The organism is Enterobacter sp. 168J2 (assembly GCF_034107265.1).
Classification (GTDB): Bacteria; Pseudomonadota; Gammaproteobacteria; order Enterobacterales; family Enterobacteriaceae; genus Enterobacter; species Enterobacter nematophilus.
The window spans coordinates 117,711-132,974 of record NZ_JAWNEB010000008.1 but is presented as its reverse complement, the minus strand read 5'-3'; the positions used below and the strand labels follow the sequence as shown (position 1 = coordinate 132,974).

At 50.0% G+C, this 15,264-nt stretch carries 16 protein-coding genes, 1 tRNA gene and 1 pseudogene; 11 read left to right on the top strand and 7 right to left on the bottom strand.

Annotated features, from left to right (window positions below; translation table 11 throughout):
- Nucleotides 1–30 precede the first annotated feature (30 nt).
- Together USG84_RS18950 and USG84_RS18945 are read right to left on the bottom strand one after the other, a co-directional pair.
- Nucleotides 31–615 carry a fimbrial protein gene (locus USG84_RS18950; protein WP_151412323.1) on the bottom strand — a complete coding sequence of 195 codons (585 nt, stop codon included), beginning with the start codon at nucleotides 613–615 and terminating at the stop codon, nucleotides 31–33.
- A gap of 53 nt (nucleotides 616–668) precedes the next feature.
- Nucleotides 669–1,271 carry a helix-turn-helix transcriptional regulator gene (locus USG84_RS18945; protein WP_151412324.1) on the bottom strand — a complete coding sequence of 201 codons (603 nt, stop codon included), beginning with the start codon at nucleotides 1,269–1,271 and terminating at the stop codon, nucleotides 669–671.
- A 703-nt stretch (nucleotides 1,272–1,974) separates the two neighbouring features.
- On the opposite strand from USG84_RS18945, the gene USG84_RS18940 reads away from it, so the two are divergent.
- The 5 genes from USG84_RS18940 to USG84_RS18920 all read left to right on the top strand — a co-directional run bounded on the left by USG84_RS18940 (nucleotide 1,975) and on the right by USG84_RS18920 (nucleotide 5,984).
- Entirely contained in the window at nucleotides 1,975–2,736 is a 762-nt protein-coding gene (locus USG84_RS18940) for a winged helix-turn-helix domain-containing protein (RefSeq protein WP_253540206.1), read from the top strand.
- A 1-nt stretch (nucleotide 2,737) separates the two neighbouring features.
- On the top strand, nucleotides 2,738–3,217 hold the full coding sequence (locus USG84_RS18935; RefSeq protein ID WP_151412325.1) for a hypothetical protein: 480 nt from the start codon (nucleotides 2,738–2,740) through the stop codon (nucleotides 3,215–3,217).
- Between the two features lie 193 nt (nucleotides 3,218–3,410).
- Nucleotides 3,411–4,349 (top strand): GlxA family transcriptional regulator, encoded by a 939-nt coding sequence (locus tag USG84_RS18930; protein ID WP_080441978.1) that lies wholly within the window; start codon nucleotides 3,411–3,413, stop codon nucleotides 4,347–4,349.
- A gap of 85 nt (nucleotides 4,350–4,434) precedes the next feature.
- Nucleotides 4,435–5,514: a class I SAM-dependent methyltransferase gene (locus USG84_RS18925; protein ID WP_151412326.1), complete on the top strand. Its 1,080-nt coding sequence runs from the start codon at nucleotides 4,435–4,437 to the stop codon at nucleotides 5,512–5,514.
- A gap of 26 nt (nucleotides 5,515–5,540) precedes the next feature.
- The gene (locus tag USG84_RS18920) at nucleotides 5,541–5,984 is read left to right on the top strand and encodes an acetyltransferase (protein WP_151412327.1); all 444 of its coding nucleotides are present in this window, start codon (nucleotides 5,541–5,543) and stop codon (nucleotides 5,982–5,984) included.
- 32 nt (nucleotides 5,985–6,016) lie between these two features.
- On the opposite strand, the gene USG84_RS18915 is transcribed toward USG84_RS18920, so the two are convergent.
- The 4 genes and pseudogenes from USG84_RS18915 to USG84_RS18900 form a co-directional block, all read right to left on the bottom strand.
- On the bottom strand, nucleotides 6,017–6,604 hold the full coding sequence (locus tag USG84_RS18915) for a hypothetical protein (RefSeq protein WP_253540210.1): 588 nt from the start codon (nucleotides 6,602–6,604) through the stop codon (nucleotides 6,017–6,019).
- Nucleotides 6,601–6,966 carry a tlde1 domain-containing protein gene (locus USG84_RS18910; RefSeq protein WP_072051083.1) on the bottom strand — a complete coding sequence of 122 codons (366 nt, stop codon included), beginning with the start codon at nucleotides 6,964–6,966 and terminating at the stop codon, nucleotides 6,601–6,603. Before USG84_RS18910 ends, USG84_RS18915 begins: the two co-directional genes overlap by 4 nt.
- A gap of 9 nt (nucleotides 6,967–6,975) precedes the next feature.
- Nucleotides 6,976–7,461 (bottom strand): Hcp family type VI secretion system effector, encoded by a 486-nt coding sequence (locus USG84_RS18905; RefSeq protein ID WP_253540212.1) that lies wholly within the window; start codon nucleotides 7,459–7,461, stop codon nucleotides 6,976–6,978.
- A 377-nt stretch (nucleotides 7,462–7,838) separates the two neighbouring features.
- Nucleotides 7,839–8,136 (bottom strand): annotated as a pseudogene (locus tag USG84_RS18900) (SymE family type I addiction module toxin).
- 125 nt (nucleotides 8,137–8,261) lie between these two features.
- Here USG84_RS18900 and USG84_RS18895 point away from each other — a divergent pair.
- The 4 genes from USG84_RS18895 to USG84_RS18880 all read left to right on the top strand — a co-directional run bounded on the left by USG84_RS18895 (nucleotide 8,262) and on the right by USG84_RS18880 (nucleotide 11,064).
- Nucleotides 8,262–8,453, top strand: coding sequence for a toxin-antitoxin system HicB family antitoxin (locus USG84_RS18895; RefSeq protein ID WP_253540214.1), 192 nt, complete (start codon nucleotides 8,262–8,264; stop codon nucleotides 8,451–8,453).
- A gap of 133 nt (nucleotides 8,454–8,586) precedes the next feature.
- On the top strand, nucleotides 8,587–9,033 hold the full coding sequence (locus USG84_RS18890; RefSeq protein WP_151412330.1) for a type I restriction enzyme HsdR N-terminal domain-containing protein: 447 nt from the start codon (nucleotides 8,587–8,589) through the stop codon (nucleotides 9,031–9,033).
- Nucleotides 8,985–9,941 carry a hypothetical protein gene (locus USG84_RS18885; protein ID WP_320738419.1) on the top strand — a complete coding sequence of 319 codons (957 nt, stop codon included), beginning with the start codon at nucleotides 8,985–8,987 and terminating at the stop codon, nucleotides 9,939–9,941. Before USG84_RS18890 ends, USG84_RS18885 begins: the two co-directional genes overlap by 49 nt.
- A 46-nt stretch (nucleotides 9,942–9,987) precedes the next feature.
- On the top strand, nucleotides 9,988–11,064 hold the full coding sequence (locus USG84_RS18880) for a hypothetical protein (protein WP_320738418.1): 1,077 nt from the start codon (nucleotides 9,988–9,990) through the stop codon (nucleotides 11,062–11,064).
- Nucleotides 11,065–11,104: 40 nt separating this feature from the next.
- Here the strand turns inward: USG84_RS18880 and USG84_RS18875 are convergent.
- A tRNA-Sec gene (locus tag USG84_RS18875) sits at nucleotides 11,105–11,199 on the bottom strand.
- A gap of 290 nt (nucleotides 11,200–11,489) precedes the next feature.
- Here USG84_RS18875 and USG84_RS18870 point away from each other — a divergent pair.
- Complete coding sequence (locus tag USG84_RS18870; protein ID WP_151412338.1) at nucleotides 11,490–12,881, top strand: glycoside-pentoside-hexuronide family transporter; 1,392 nt, start codon at nucleotides 11,490–11,492, stop codon at nucleotides 12,879–12,881.
- A gap of 12 nt (nucleotides 12,882–12,893) precedes the next feature.
- A complete protein-coding gene (gene yicI / locus USG84_RS18865) occupies nucleotides 12,894–15,212 on the top strand; it encodes an alpha-xylosidase (protein WP_320738417.1) in 2,319 nt (772 codons plus the stop codon).
- The last annotated feature ends 52 nt before the right edge of the window (nucleotides 15,213–15,264 follow it).

Genomic DNA, 15,264 nt, shown 5'->3' with positions numbered 1-15,264 from the left:
CAGGCCCGGCCCGCAGACCGGGCCTGTAAATTACGAATAGGTCACGGTGTAGGTCGCGACGGCGCTGGCATCACCTGCGGTAGCGCTGCCCTTCGGCGAGTAATATTTCGCGCTGAAGTTCAGGGTGTTGGCACCCTTACGCAAAGGAATGGCCGCAGCAGGTTCACCCAACTTCACCACGTTGCCCTGTTCGTCATAAAGGCGAATGGCCACGTTTTGCGCAGAGCTGGCGCTGCCGTTTGCCCCGACGGACAGGCTATTAACGTCGGAACCGTCCGGCGTTCCGCTGAAGGTGACCGCTACGGTTGTTGCGGCAATCGGGTTCTCTTCCGTTGAGGCCGAGGTATCGGCGATTTCACAATCTTCCAGGGTGATGGCAAAGGCTTTTGCCGTGCTGGCTTCACTGCCTGGGCTCGCCAGCGTCGCGGTACGCACTTCACCCATATCCACGTCAATGTTGGCGCTTCCTGCGCTGATGGCGCAGGCGGAGGTCACCACTTTGCCGCTAAAGTTCACCGTGCCGCCGCTGGTGCCGGCAGCCAGCGCCGTGCCTGCTGGCAGTAATGCAGCAATAGCGATCGCAAGCAGCGATTTAGTATTGAATTGAGCTTTCATTGTCCTGATTCCATTATGTTGTTATGTCGAGATTTGCTCTGAAAGCAGCAGGTCTAACTGGTTAAAAAGACCAGCAAATCTGTCTTGTTCCTGAGCCCAAGTTTTCTTATCGCTGAGCTTTTTAACGCGCTGACACGACGGTAAGAAAGCTGCTCTGTTTCGGCGATGTAACGCATATCCAGGCCCTTGCGGAGCTCCTTCAATACCCTCCATTCACCCGGCGTCAGCGATAACGCCGTGGGTTTCTTTGTTGGGCGATAACGGCTATCGACCATTTTTAATACGCTGGCTCGCCAGTGATAAAGCGGGTCCTGAAGCGAGATATAGGCGTCTATATCGCCACGTATCCACAGCCAGGAATTTGCCGGTGCGGAATACATGCAAATAAGTACGCCGGGATAGAGGACTTTCATCTTCCTGATATATTTCAGACAATCATATCCCGCATGATATTTCTCCGTGCCGGATAAGAAAATCACGTCTACCGGTTTTGCCGCGAGTATTGTTTCGATCTCCGCGTAATTATCGATCGATGCTGTAATCTGCATAGTCGGGGCAATATTTTTTAATAACGCAGCGATCCCCTGGCGCGCAAAGTGATCCCCACCCAATAGTGCGATATTTAAATGACGTGTGTTGTTGAGCTTATTCGCCATGTCATTCCCTCGATTTATAATTGTAATGAGACTCGTCCGGGCAGAACGATGCCTGTATTTTCGAAGCAATTAAGCATTGCACGGTGTGAGCCCACTATACCCAGGGCGTAAAAGAGGTAACCTGAATTAATCTTAATTTGTTTTAAGTGCAGTTTAGGTGTAGCGTCAATTTCTCCTCGCTGAACCGGCTTTTGCTTATCTGCCTGTAAATAATCATACCGGTAGTTTTTATTGAAAAGTTAGCTTTAATAAATGTTTTGTAAGGAAATAGTCTGAGGACGTCATGCGAGGCGGCTGGTTACTGACGCTGGCTAACAGTTTCGTGCAGAAATTATTAATCAGGACGACAGCTTTCGAATGAGCCGTAATTTCGAAACCCGCTGGCAGAGCGCGTCCTCTCTGCTTTTTGTTAAAAAAACAAATTAAGCACGCTGAATAATTCAGACAACGATGACTAAAGCGTTCAACGGGTGACTTTGTCGAGTTTTGTCAGTGTCAAGACGGCTTTAAATGGCGGTTAAGAAAACTTCAGGCCAGTCAGATAAACAGAAAGGAAAAATAAGATTTTTCGCCAGGCGCCAGGATATACAGTTGCGCATTTATCCGTCACATTAATCCTTACACAGGCGAGGGATACGCAGGTTAACCATGAAGGGAATCAACTGGAACAACAGGCGTTGACCGGAGGTATTTAGCCCATTCTATGCATAAGCATTACATTATTAATGGCCTGGTAGAGTTTCACCCAGCCGCCAGCACATTACGCAATCTCAACAATCCTGACCAGGTGGTGGTATTAAATTCCCCGGCGGGCCGCTGCTTGTTGTTATTAATTGAGAGAGTCGGAAGTATTGTGACCCAACAGGAGTGCATGGATATTGTCTGGCAGCGCCGGGGGATGCTGGTTTCGCCTAATACCTATTACCAGAACATTTCTATTCTGCGTAAAGGGCTGAAGAAGGTGGGGTTTGAAACCGATCCGATTGTCACTATCCCGCGCATTGGACTGACGCTCGCAAGCGATACGCAAATCACCATTAAAGAGACGCAGCCGCAGGCTGAAGAGGAAGGATGCGCTGCTCCGGATGTCTGCGAAGAGACTGTCGCCCCGACTATCTCTGTACACCGCTTCTGGCTGCCGGGCGCGCTGGTGGTATTGCTGGTACTGGCTGGTATGAGCGTTATCAGCCATAGCCTGCTGCATGACAGCTATTTCGTAGACGGATACCGCTTCGCGATGAAGATGGGCGAGTGTCAGCTCTATTTTTCTCGCGATATTGAAACGCAACGCGATCGGGATAAAGCCTTGTCCTATGCCACTCCGTTTAAGGACCAGTGCGCGAACTATCCCTGGATATATGTGAGCGGATACATCCTGCTGCCTCGCGCGTCGGTCATTCGTTGTGACAGGCCGATGACGGAACCCAACCGCTGTATGTCTGATTATTTTATAGAGGATCGCTAGTATGGTTCGCTATCGCCAAACGTTTGTTGCGCTCTGTCTATGCCTGTTAATGGGAGCTGTCGTGGCGGCGTATTACCTCTGGCATCGCTATTACATCCAGCCTTTTGCCTGTCAGGTGAACTTTATCCAGCATCACCGTGATGAGACGCTCTCTCTGTGGCTGAATTACACCGTGGAGGGTAACAGCGGAATACTCAGCATGAATGGGCGGGTGAAAAGTGACCCAGCGAAAACGTTGAACCGCAAAGTATTCTTTCAGATTGAGCGCAAAGACAGTGTCTATAATCTGACGTCCATACGCAATATGAAATTTCCGGACGACAACATCAGCGACAGCTGGCTGGAGAAGTACGAACCCTTATTTTTTATCTATCCGAATAAGAATATTTATATGCGCATTAAGAAACAGCAGAATGAGAATTATTTATTTATTCTGGGAGCGCTGTCGACCTATGTGTGCCACACGTCAAAAAACGGATAGCGACAGGGAGAAATGTTTTTAAGTTTTTGCGGGCATCATTTATGCTTGATTTAACAGCCAGGACCTATCTTAGGAAAATATAACAGCAACATTAATGTTGCGATAATGTAATTATTAATTCTTCGGCAAGTTAATGAAAACTTTAATTGATGATAGCGTCAGAATGACGCCTGCACGGAATAAATCCCTGCATATGGGTTTACTCCTGTGGCCCCATTTCTCTCTTTTGGCATATTCAGGATTGATAGAGGCGTTACGTATTGCATCCAGCGTCCAGAAGCGTAGCCAGAAAATACGCTTTAAACTCAGCCTGATAAGCACTTATTCCGACTTACCGGTAGTCAGCAGTTCGGGGCTCAGCGTGCGGCCAGAGGCCGCCCATGCGCCGCCCGGTGACTTTGACTATATTGCAGCGATCGGTGGAGGTCTGGAGCATCTTCACCAGGGACACCGTGGCGACAGAGCGTTTCTCACGGATGCTCATCACAGCAACGTTCCTCTGATAGGTATTGGTACCGGGAGCTTTATTCTGGCGGAGGAAGGCTTACTGAACGAGCGCCGCGCCTCGATCCATCCTCATCATCATGGCGTTTTCACGCAACGGTTCCCGCAGGTTTATGCTGAGCAAGGCCTCGATTTTATCGACGAAGGTGATGTGCTGACCTGCCCGGGAGGGATCTCAACGCTCACCCTGGCAACGGCGCTGATCCGCGCCCACGGGGGAGACGACATAGCGGCCATAACCTCCCGGCGTCTTTCACTTCCTCCACATGACGCCGCCACGCCACGGCCTGCGAATATCGCCATGATCCCTGATTCACGGCTGCGCAGGGCGGTGATGATTATCGAACAATATCTGACTTACCCGCTGAACGCCGCCAGGCTCGCCCAGGACGTTAGGCTGAGCGAACGTCAGCTCAACCGCCTGTTTCACGCCGAGTTTGGCAAAACGGCGCGGGAATTTATTCGCAGCGCCAGGCTGCGCTATGCCTGCTGGCTGCTGAAGAACTCTCAGCAAAGCGTCACGGATATTGCGCGACGGATGCGTTTTAGCGACTGCGCCCACTTTATTCGTCATTTTCAGGCCGAGTATGGCTGTACGCCGGGAGTATGGCGCACGTCGCAGAACTGATGTGCCGATTTCGTGCTTTCTTCGTAGGGTGTTACTGGCTTGCCTGGATAGACTTCCGTTAAAAGCCTAACGGAGGGAAGACGATATGAACTGGCAGCCTTTTCGCGGCGATGCACCGGAAAATATGACGATTTTCAGTGCGTCCTTTCCCGACGTCAGCGACCAGTGGCCAATGAAAGACGATGCTGCCCGTGAAATCGCCACCCTTGATCGCGCCCTGAAAGCAGAGCCAGCGCTCCGGCCGCCGAAAGTGGAATACGACGAAGGAGGACAGGCCGTGCTTGTCCCGCAGAACCGCTATTCCGAACAGGCCTTCCGTAACCGCCCGGCGCTCGCCGCGTGGCGCACCCGGCTGGTGCCCTCCGCGCTGGCGCTGTTTGTGGTGCAAAACCCGCTGGAGGATCGCCTGCCCGACGGCACTAAAATGGACAGCGATAGCCGCCAGTGGTTTATCCACGCTAACGACGCGGTCGGCGTGCGCTCCCGCGCCCGCGTGCTGGCCGCGCTGGTGGAAAAGTACATTCATAATGAGAGCGAGAACAACTGGATCAGCCTCGCGAGCGGTGCCGCCATCCCGGTGCTGGAGGCGCTGCGCGAAGCAAAGCTCGACGGCCAGCAGGTGTATCTTACGCTGGTGGACAAAGACCCGGTGGCGCTCAGCTGGGCCGAAACCATGGCGGCGCAGGAGGGCATCGTGGTGGGCGAACAGCTGACCCTGCTCAGGCGCAACCTGCTCCATACGCTGGTGCGTAACGAAGACCTGCTGCTGGAGCTGGGCGAGCATCAGGCCGAACTTGTCGACGCGCTGGGGATCTTCGAATACTTCAACGATACCGACGCAGTGATTTTTCTCCAGCGCGCGCTGCGGCTGGTCAAGCCAGGCGGGGCGTTGATTGTGTCGAACATGCTCACCAGCAGCCCGCAGATTGATTTTGTGCTGCGGGGCATCGGCTGGGAGGATATTTACCCGAGGTCGTTACAGCAGCTGCAGGATATACACCTCGCGGCGGGCGTGCCGGTGGAAAACGTCACCGTGGTAGTGCCGAAGGACGGGGTGTACGCGGTGATGGAGATTAGGGTAGGGGATGAAAAACCGCACGTTCAGTTCCCTCTCCCCGTGGGAGAGGGTGAGGGTGGACAGAGCGCAAGGAGTGACTTGAATTAACGTTCTAAACCGCACATGATCCCCCCATGAAAATAGAAACCGCACTTCCCTCACACTTCGAACGTCTGGTCGCGATCTGGGAATCCTCCGTCCGCGCCACCCATCACTTTTTACAGGAAAGCGATATTGCGGCGCTGCGCCCGCTATTGCTTAACGCCTATCTGCCTAACCTTAAGGTCGTGATGGCTCGCGATGACGCAGGCGTTATTCACGGCTTTTTAGGCGTGGATGAAAACCGCATTGAGATGCTGTTTGTTGATGATGCGAGCCGGGGGAAGGGGGTCGGGAAATTGCTGCTCCAATATGCCATCGCAGAGTTTGGTGTGAACGAGGTGGACGTGAATGAGCAGAACCCGCAGGGCGTCGCGTTTTACCGCCATATGGGATTTGAGCAGGTCGGACGCTCGGAACTGGACGGGCAGGGGAATCCGTTTCCGTTGTTGCATATGCGGTTGGGTGGACAGGCTTAACGCCCTCTCCCTAAGGAGAGGGAGTCTGCAAGCTAGTTACTGGTAATTTGCCCGATGATTACGCCACGCACTTTTTCGCCAGCGAAGTAATAAGAGACGGTATTGCTCTTGATGAATCCATTCTGTACTGGCGTTTCCTGGTAAAAAAGCATCGCTTTCTTGTTGGCGATCTCTTTCTTGCCGAACAATGCGGCTAAATTCCCATGCGTCGCATTTAATAATGGAACATTAGCGACTGAGACGCTGACAGGTTCCGGTGTTTTAGCACACTCGTGATGGATGCCATCTTTGGCTATAACTAGCGCAGTTAACAATCCAGCGCCCATTTCCTTATCAGAAATGAACCAGTAATTCGTGCCATCGTCGTCATGAAGGCAGATCCAGCGAGCGGAACTGTCTTTGTTGACTGGTGTGCTGGAGATGTCTGCCAGATGAGTAACCTCCATTTGCACGGTTTTCTTACCGATGGTGATGATTGGAGTAAGGGGCATTGTTGTTGAAATTTCCGTCAGCGAGCCGTCTTCATCGTAATATTGGGTCGCGAAGCCGGTCATTTCCGTTGCTGAGACGTGCGAACTGACTGCAACGAGTAATGGCAATAAACAAAATAAATGCTTCATTTGACAATCAATACCGTATCGTTGCTTTTCCAGATACTCCTTCTGGCACTCAGGGGAGCAATGATGCAGCCCTCTGAAGAGTCGTCGGGGTGCAAACTGCTTTTACCATGTATTTTAAATGAGTCTCTACCACACATATCATTTGTCGAGTAGGGCGTGAGGCTGAGAGTATATTTCCCGGTGTGGGCTGAATTATGAGGGGACCCAATAGTGTAGGTACCTCGTGGCAGCGGTCCGCTGTTTTTTACACATTCTTGTGACGGATCGTTTTTGTAACCACTTGCACCTGCGTAATCTGCATCAAATTGGTAGACACCATCCAGATAAAATTTATGCTCTTTTACATCATATTCCCAGGACATATTTTCTCCTTAAGCGCGTTCTTTCCAGGTATCAGAGTGAGTGATGTTTCCATCAATGTATTGCCATGTGATTTTTTCATATGTCAGATCTACATATTCATGGTGTGTATAGTGTTCGTTATGCGGATGTTTAATATCAAACATGACAGGTTCAATTTGAACAACTCTTGCATTTTCTAACGTTGTCTTAAAGTAAGCCTCCTCGAGTCCGTTATAGTTGATCCTGTAAAATATAAATTCTGCTTTTTTTAGTGTTTGCCCAGTGCACAATGCTTTGTATAGATATGAGGATGATGAATCAATCTCTTTCATGAATGCATAGGTACTACAAATGCGTTTTGCTGTGATTTTTCCGGAGAATTTATCTATAGGTTGTTCTATAGAATGCATAAATTCAATTACTTCTATTGAACCTTCGCGATCTTTTATATCGACAGAACCATTAATCCTCCGGCCTGAATCATCCTCGAGCCATAAGTAAACAGGTATAGCCATCTCAATCTCCTTTTATAGACTGAGGTAAACTACTCTTCTTTAAGGGTTTAGATTGTGACTTTCGTTTCAAAATAGAAAAGCAAATATAATAATAGAGTGGGACTTAAAATTGCTCTTTGCGATGTATTAGTTTCTCAGATAGATTTTTAAAAATTATAACGTTGAATTATGATTTCGTTGCCATCGTAAGATAAATGCTAAGTTAAAATCGCATCAGGTATTGAAATGATGAATGTCATCAAATATTGAACTTGTAAGTTAGCATTACATGTTGGGTTCGATTGCTTTTTGGATGTTATGGAAGAAATCTGGCATTCCATATTGTTTTTTTATGTTGGCTGCATGCCCAGCAGCCAACTTGATAACAGCGGGAATAGTTATGATAATTGCAAGCTCGCCAGCGTGTTCTCGATCTGGCATAACTTTGTTTTAGTGCGTTTGTAATCGTCCAGAATCCTTTGCTCCTGCTCGTTATACGCCACCAGAACGATGCACCCTTTCATCACCTTTACCGTAACCTGCTGTCCGGTATCAAAACCCGCCGCGCGAAGCCATTTGCCGGAAAGGATGATTTTTCGGCATGGATTTGTCGAAAACATTCGGGCGGTATCCCACAATTAACGAACGCTCGGTTCCGGTTTGGTCGGTATCTGGGGTAGAATGCGAATCAGCCATAATCAATTCCTTGATAGTTGGTGAGGTTAGACGCTCCAGTTGTGTTTCCGCACATCGGGGCGTTGCAAGTACAGGAGGTTTAGGTGGCCTCCTATGTGTGCCAGAGTAGATGGATAGATGGCCTCATGTCGATCATATCGCGCGAAAAAAAACCAAAAGGCGGCGGGCAGTCTCCGCAGTTTAAGATGCGAATTGATCCGGCATTGAAGGAACAGTTGGATGCAGTGGCTGCTGAGGAAGGGGTGAGTCTCGCCAGCTGGTTGAAGGAGCTGGCGAGGGAGGCTTTAAGAGAGAAGCGTATAGAGCCACTAGGTTAAACTCTTTTAATTTAGAAAGTATAACCAAATATATCTGAAATTGTTAAAAAGCAAATCTATAAATGTTTTATTACAATGTATAAAGTTCCTCTGCTATCTTATTAAGCGCGGTTTCTCTTTTCTGGAGGTAATCTTGAATCAGCATCTAATTTTGAGAACGTTGTCACAAAAACATAACGGACGAGCCTTGAATGAAGCAGATACACGAGCAAATGTGATTGATACGATTATCCATGAGGTGCTTGACTGGCCTAAGTCTTCAGTTAAAAGAGAAGTGTCAATTCACCCCGGCTATGCAGATTACATGCTTTACAATACCGCGGGTAAGATAGCATTGGTAATTGAAGCAAAGAGGGAAGGTGTTTCATTTGACTTTCCTAAGAAAGCCGGATTAACATCTGATAACCAGATACGTTTTGTTTCGGTTCGGACACTATTAACCAGCCAAAATACTAAAGATGCAATGATCCAAGTTCGCAACTATTGTTTGGAAATAGGTTCAAACTTTGCTTGTGTCACTAATGGTCATGAATGGATTTTTTTAGAGTATTCGAGACTAGTACAGATTGGAAAAGTTTAAGAGCTTTCGTAATTCCCTCATTAGAGTCGATTGATACTGACTTTATAAAATTCTATAATTCATTATCTTATAAGTGTATTTCATATGATGGCTCTCTAAATGCCTTAATTTCAAGAACTCCAAATGAAAACAGAGAGACATATCGCGCTGGACATGATATTCCAGTGTACACAAGAACTATTGAAGCTAACAAATATGTTCAATATCTGAGGCCGATCGCAGAAAGGTTTTTCGGGCAAATAAATGCATCAGATGTTGAATTAATGAATGAAGTATATGTATCAGATTCAAGTTACGATTCAGCTTTTAAATCAGCTTCTGCAATATTAGTAGATTCAGTAACACCATATTTAGAGAATTTTGGAGTAAAAGATACAACGATAAGTGATGATGGCGGTATTTTCGGAATCAGATTAGAAGAAAGTATAAAAAGAGAGTCACGAGCAGATGTAGTGGTATTGTTTGGAGGAAAGGGAATTGGTAAATCAACATTTTTACGACGATTACTCTATGTCAAACCTCCGAAAATTGTAAAGGAGAATGCAGTAGTAGTTTTAATTGATCTTCTGACTGTTCCCGAAGACAAGCATGCAATCGAAGAAACTATTTGGAATGAACTAGTCATTAAAATGGATATTGACAATATTTTGAGTTCAAATAGGGACGTTTTACTCGATTTATTCAAAGATAAATATGAAATAGCACAGCGACAGTCTTTATATGGACTACCTACCGATTCAATTGACTATAATAGATTCCTAAATGAATTGGTTGATACGTGGAAAAATGATAAGCCATATGTAGTTCGAAGGTTATTTAATTATCTTAAGACGCAAAAGAAAGGTGTTATAGTTGTAATAGATAATACAGATCAATACAGATCAATACAGAGCGTTGCAAGAATATAGTTTTACACATGCCCAACAAATAGCTAAAATGCTCGGGTGCTTAGTCGTGATTTCTATGAGAGAAGAGCGTTTTTATGCTTCAACAATAAAAGGTGTGCTCGATGCTTTTCAAAATTCAGGTTTTCATTTAGGTTCTCCTTCACCTCACAATGTTTTTTTGAAACGGCTCGATTATGTTCTTAAACTCTTAAATAGCCCTACAAAAACATATAACTTCCTTCCAAGCGAAATTACTCCTGAAATTGTTTTAACGATCCAAGTATTATTGCGAAATTTGCGTTCAGAATTCAGTTCTAATCGCTCTCATTTGGCTGGTTTTTTAACTGCATGTGCACATGGTAATATTAGGCTTGCTCTTGAGCTATTTAGAGGATTATTGCAGTCAAGATATACAAATATAGATGAAATAACTTCACGTACTGATTGGACATGGCAAATACATCAAGTTTTAAAACCCGTAATGATTCCGAATAGATTTTTTTATGAAGAGTCGGAAAGCTATGTGCCAAATGTTTTCCAACTTCGTTCGAAGCAGAAATCTTCCCATTTTACAATGCTAAGATTTTTATCAATATTGACAAATCATAATGAAACGCATGGTTCTTCTTTTTATGCTTTACCACAATTAATTACTGAGCTTTCAAACAAATTTCATATAGAAGATGATCAAAAAGAATCACTAGATGTATTGCTTCGTTACGGGCTTATAGAATCCAATAACAGATTGGATGAATATACAGACACAATTGATTCGGTTCGTGTAACAAATTACGGTAGTCATATATTCCATAATTTATCTTCAGCATTCACTTACCTGGATTTAGTATCCACCGATACTGCTTTGTATGACTCATATGTATGTAATGAACTTACGAGACTAGCGTTGGACGAGTATACAATTTGGGAAAGCTATAACACGATTAAATCAAAAAGAATCGAGCGTGTCGAAAAACGCATACAAAAAGCTACAGAATTTATTTCTTATTTAGAGAAGGAGGAATTAAAAGAAGCAGAGTCTTACGGTTTAACGCTTCGTGAAAGATTTATGCCATCAATAAGAACTAAATTTGACAGAGAAATAGAAAACGTAAGACGTAGCGCTTCAAGGCAAAAATATAGATAATTTGTTACTATGTTTAAGTTATGAAAGATTGTAGCATTTTTGGCGGAAGATCACAGGAGTCGAACCTGCCCGGGAACGCTGGCGCCCCCAACTGGATTTGAAGTCCAGCCACCTCACCGGAGATGACGATCTTCCGCGCCTGCATTGCTACATGGAGGCGGGGCGCATTATAGCTACTTTCAGGCATTTACCACATCCCCCCGCACACTTTTTTCACCTCTCTTTTGACCTGTACACCCCTGTTTCAGTTAATTCTTAAGAAAATCCTCAGGTTAGCCTTTCGTGCTCTCCGACATTTACCGCGATCACAAAAAACAAGAAACGTAATCTGCTAACCAGAAAACGCAATACCCGCCTTTGAAACAATGGTTTAAAACCAATGCAACCGGTCTCAGCGCCCCCTACAGCGTGAAGGATAAAAAAAGATGAGCGAAGTATTGTCTGTAAAAGAGAAGATTGGCTACGGCATGGGAGACGCCGCCAGCCACATCATTTTTGATAACGTCATGTTGTACATGATGTTTTTCTACACCGATATTTTCGGCATTCCCGCCGGGTTTGTCGGCACCATGTTCCTGCTGGCGCGCGCGCTGGATGCGATCTCCGACCCGTGCATGGGGCTGATTGCCGACCGCACCCGCAGCCGCTGGGGCAAGTTCCGTCCGTGGATTTTGTTCGGCGCCATCCCGTTCGGCATCGTCTGCGTGCTGGCCTACACCACGCCGGACCTCAGCCTCAACGGCAAAATGGTTTACGCCGCGGTGACCTACACGCTGCTGACCCTGCTCTATACCGTGGTCAACATCCCCTACTGCGCGCTGGGCGGCGTGATCACCAACGACCCGACTCAGCGTATCTCCCTTCAGTCCTGGCGCTTCGTGCTGGCGACGGCGGGCGGCATGCTCTCCACGGTGCTGATGATGCCGCTGGTGAACCTGATTGGCGGCGACGATAAGGCATTCGGCTTCCAGGGCGGGATCGCCGTGCTGTCGGTGGTCGCGTTCCTGATGCTGGCGTTCTGCTTCTTCACCACCAAAGAGCGCATCCAGGTGCCGCCGAGCACCACCTCCATGCGGGAAGACCTGCGCGACATCTGGCAAAACGACCAGTGGCGCATCGTCGGCGTGCTCACCATCCTCAACATCCTCGCCGTCTGCGTGCGGGGCGGCGCGATGATGTACTACTGCACCTGGATCATGGGCTCGCCGGAGGTGTTCGTCGCGTTCCTCACCACCTACTGCGTCGGCAACCTGATCGGCTCCGCGCTGGCGAAACCGCTCACCGACTGGAAGTGCAAGGTCAGCATCTTCTGGTGGACCAACGCCGCGCTGGCGGTGGTCAGCGTGGCGATGTTCTTCGTCCCGATGCATGCCACGGCGCTGATGTTCGGCTTCATCTTCGTTATCGGCGTATTGCACCAGCTGGTGACGCCGATTCAGTGGGTGATGATGTCCGATACCGTCGACTACGGCGAATGGACCAACGGCAAGCGCCTGACTGGCATCAGCTTTGCGGGCACGCTGTTCGTGCTGAAGCTCGGCCTGGCGCTGGGCGGGGCGATGATCGGCTGGATGCTGGCAGGCGGCGGCTACGACGCGGCAGCCAAAACCCAGAACAGCGCGACCATCAGCATCATCATCGGCCTGTTTACCCTGGCTCCGGCGGTCTGCTACGTGCTGAGCGCCATTATCGCCAAACGCTACTACACGCTGAAAACCCCCTTCCTGACCAAAATCCTGGGCGAGCTGGCGCAGGGTGCGCGCCGCAATCAGCAGGAGTTTGAAAATCTGCCGGTCAGCAAAGAATTGCAGAACTAAGAGGACGAAAGCATGAAAATCAGTGATGGAAACTGGCTCATTCAACCGGGCCTGAACGTGACGTATCCGGTTCAGGTGTTCGACGTGGAGCAGCAGGGCAACGATCTGGTGGTATTTGTTGCGCCGCGCGACGTGCGCGAACGCACCTGGCAGCTCGACACGTTGATGTTTACGGTGCGCCTGTTTGCCCCGCAGGAGGGGATCGTCGGGGTGCGCATCGAGCACTTCCAGGGCGCGCTGAACAACGGCCCGCACTATCCGCTGAACGTTCTGAAGGACGTGAAGGTCGAGATTGAAAACAACGCCGATTTTGCCGAGCTGAAAAGCGGCAGCGTCAGCGTGCGCGTCACCAAAGGCGAGTTCTGGGCGCTGGATTTCCTGCGCAACGGCCAGCGCATTACCGGCAGCCAGCTGAAAAACAACGGCTACGTACAGGACAGCAATACCGATCGCAATTACGTATTCGAGCGGCTGGATCTCGGCGTGGGGGAAACGGTCTACGGCCTGGGCGAGCGCTTTACCGCGCTGGTGCGCAACGGCCAGACGGTCGAGACCTGGAACCGCGACGGGGGCACCAGCACCGAGCAGTCTTACAAAAATATCCCGTTCTATCTGACCAACCGCGGCTACGGCGTGCTGGTGAATCACCCGGAAAACGTCTCGTTTGAAGTGGGCTCCGAGAAGGTTTCCAAAGTGCAGTTCAGCGTGGAAGGGGAGTATCTCGAGTACTTCGTGATCGACGGCCCGACGCCGAAAGAGGTGCTCAACCGCTATACGCAGTTCACCGGGCGTCCGGCGCTGCCGCCTGCCTGGTCGTTCGGCCTGTGGCTTACCACCTCGTTCACCACCAACTATGACGAAGCGACGGTAAACAGCTTTATCGACGGCATGGCCGAGCGCGACCTGCCGCTGCACGTGTTCCACTTCGACTGCTTCTGGATGAAGGCCTTCCAGTGGTGCGACTTCGAGTGGGACCCGGTGACCTTCCCGGACCCGGAAGGGATGATCCGCCGCCTGAAGGAGAAAGGGCTCAAAGTCTGCGTGTGGATTAACCCGTACATCGGCCAGAAGTCGCCAGTCTTCCGTGAACTAAAAGAGAAGGGCTACCTGCTCAAGCGCCCGGATGGCTCCCTGTGGCAATGGGACAAATGGCAGCCGGGCCTGGCGATTTACGACTTCACCAATCCGGACGCGTGCCGGTGGTATGCCGACAAGCTGAAAGGCCTGGTGGCGATGGGCGTCGACTGCTTCAAGACCGACTTCGGCGAGCGTATCCCGACGGACGTGCAGTGGTTTGACGGGTCCGATCCGCAGAAGATGCACAACCACTACGCCTACATCTACAACGAACTGGTGTGGAACGTGCTGAAAGAGACGGTGGGGGAAGAAGAGGCGGTGCTGTTTGCCCGTTCGGCGTCCGTCGGCGCGCAGCAGTTCCCGGTGCACTGGGGCGGCGACTGCTACGCCAACTACGAATCGATGGCCGAAAGCCTGCGCGGCGGGCTGTCGATTGGCCTGTCCGGCTTCGGGTTCTGGAGCCACGATATCGGCGGATTTGAAAACACCGCTCCGGCGCACGTCTACAAGCGCTGGTGCGCGTTCGGGCTGTTCTCCAGCCACAGCCGCCTGCACGGCAGCAAATCCTACCGCGTGCCGTGGGCGTACGATGACGAGTCCTGCGACGTGGTGCGCCATTTCACGCAGCTGAAGTGCCAGCTGATGCCGTACCTGTACCGTCAGGCGGCGCTGGCGCGCGAGTTCGGCACGCCGATGCTGCGGGCTATGTTGCTGGAGTTCCCGGACGATCCGGCGTGCGATTACCTCGACCGACAGTACATGCTGGGGGATTCGGTGATGGTCGCGCCGGTGTTCTCCGAGGCGGGCGACGTGCAGTTCTACCTGCCGGAAGGCCGCTGGACGCACCTGTGGCACAACGACGAAATTCAGGGCAGCCGCTGGCATAAGCAGCGGCATGATTTCATGAGCCTGCCGGTCTACGTGCGCGATAACACCCTGCTGGCGCTGGGCAGCAACAACCAGAAGCCGGACTACGCGTGGAACGAGGGGACGGCCTTCCAGCTGTTTAACCTGGACGACGGCGCAACGGCGGTGAGCGAAGTGCCTGCGGCGGATGGTTCTGTGGTGTTTACGCTGAAGGCGTCACGTCAGGGCGACATTGTGATCTTTACCGGCGCGGGAGACGCGCAAAACTGGTCGGTATGCTTGCGCAACGTCCAGAAGGTGAGCGGCGTCAAGGGTGGCTCGCACGCTGGCAGCGAGTGGGGCGTGGTGGTGAGAGCTGAGGGGGATGAGTTGGTGGTTCACCTTTAATTCCCCTCACCCTAACCCTCTCCCCAGGGGCGAGGGAACGGTTTACTCCCTC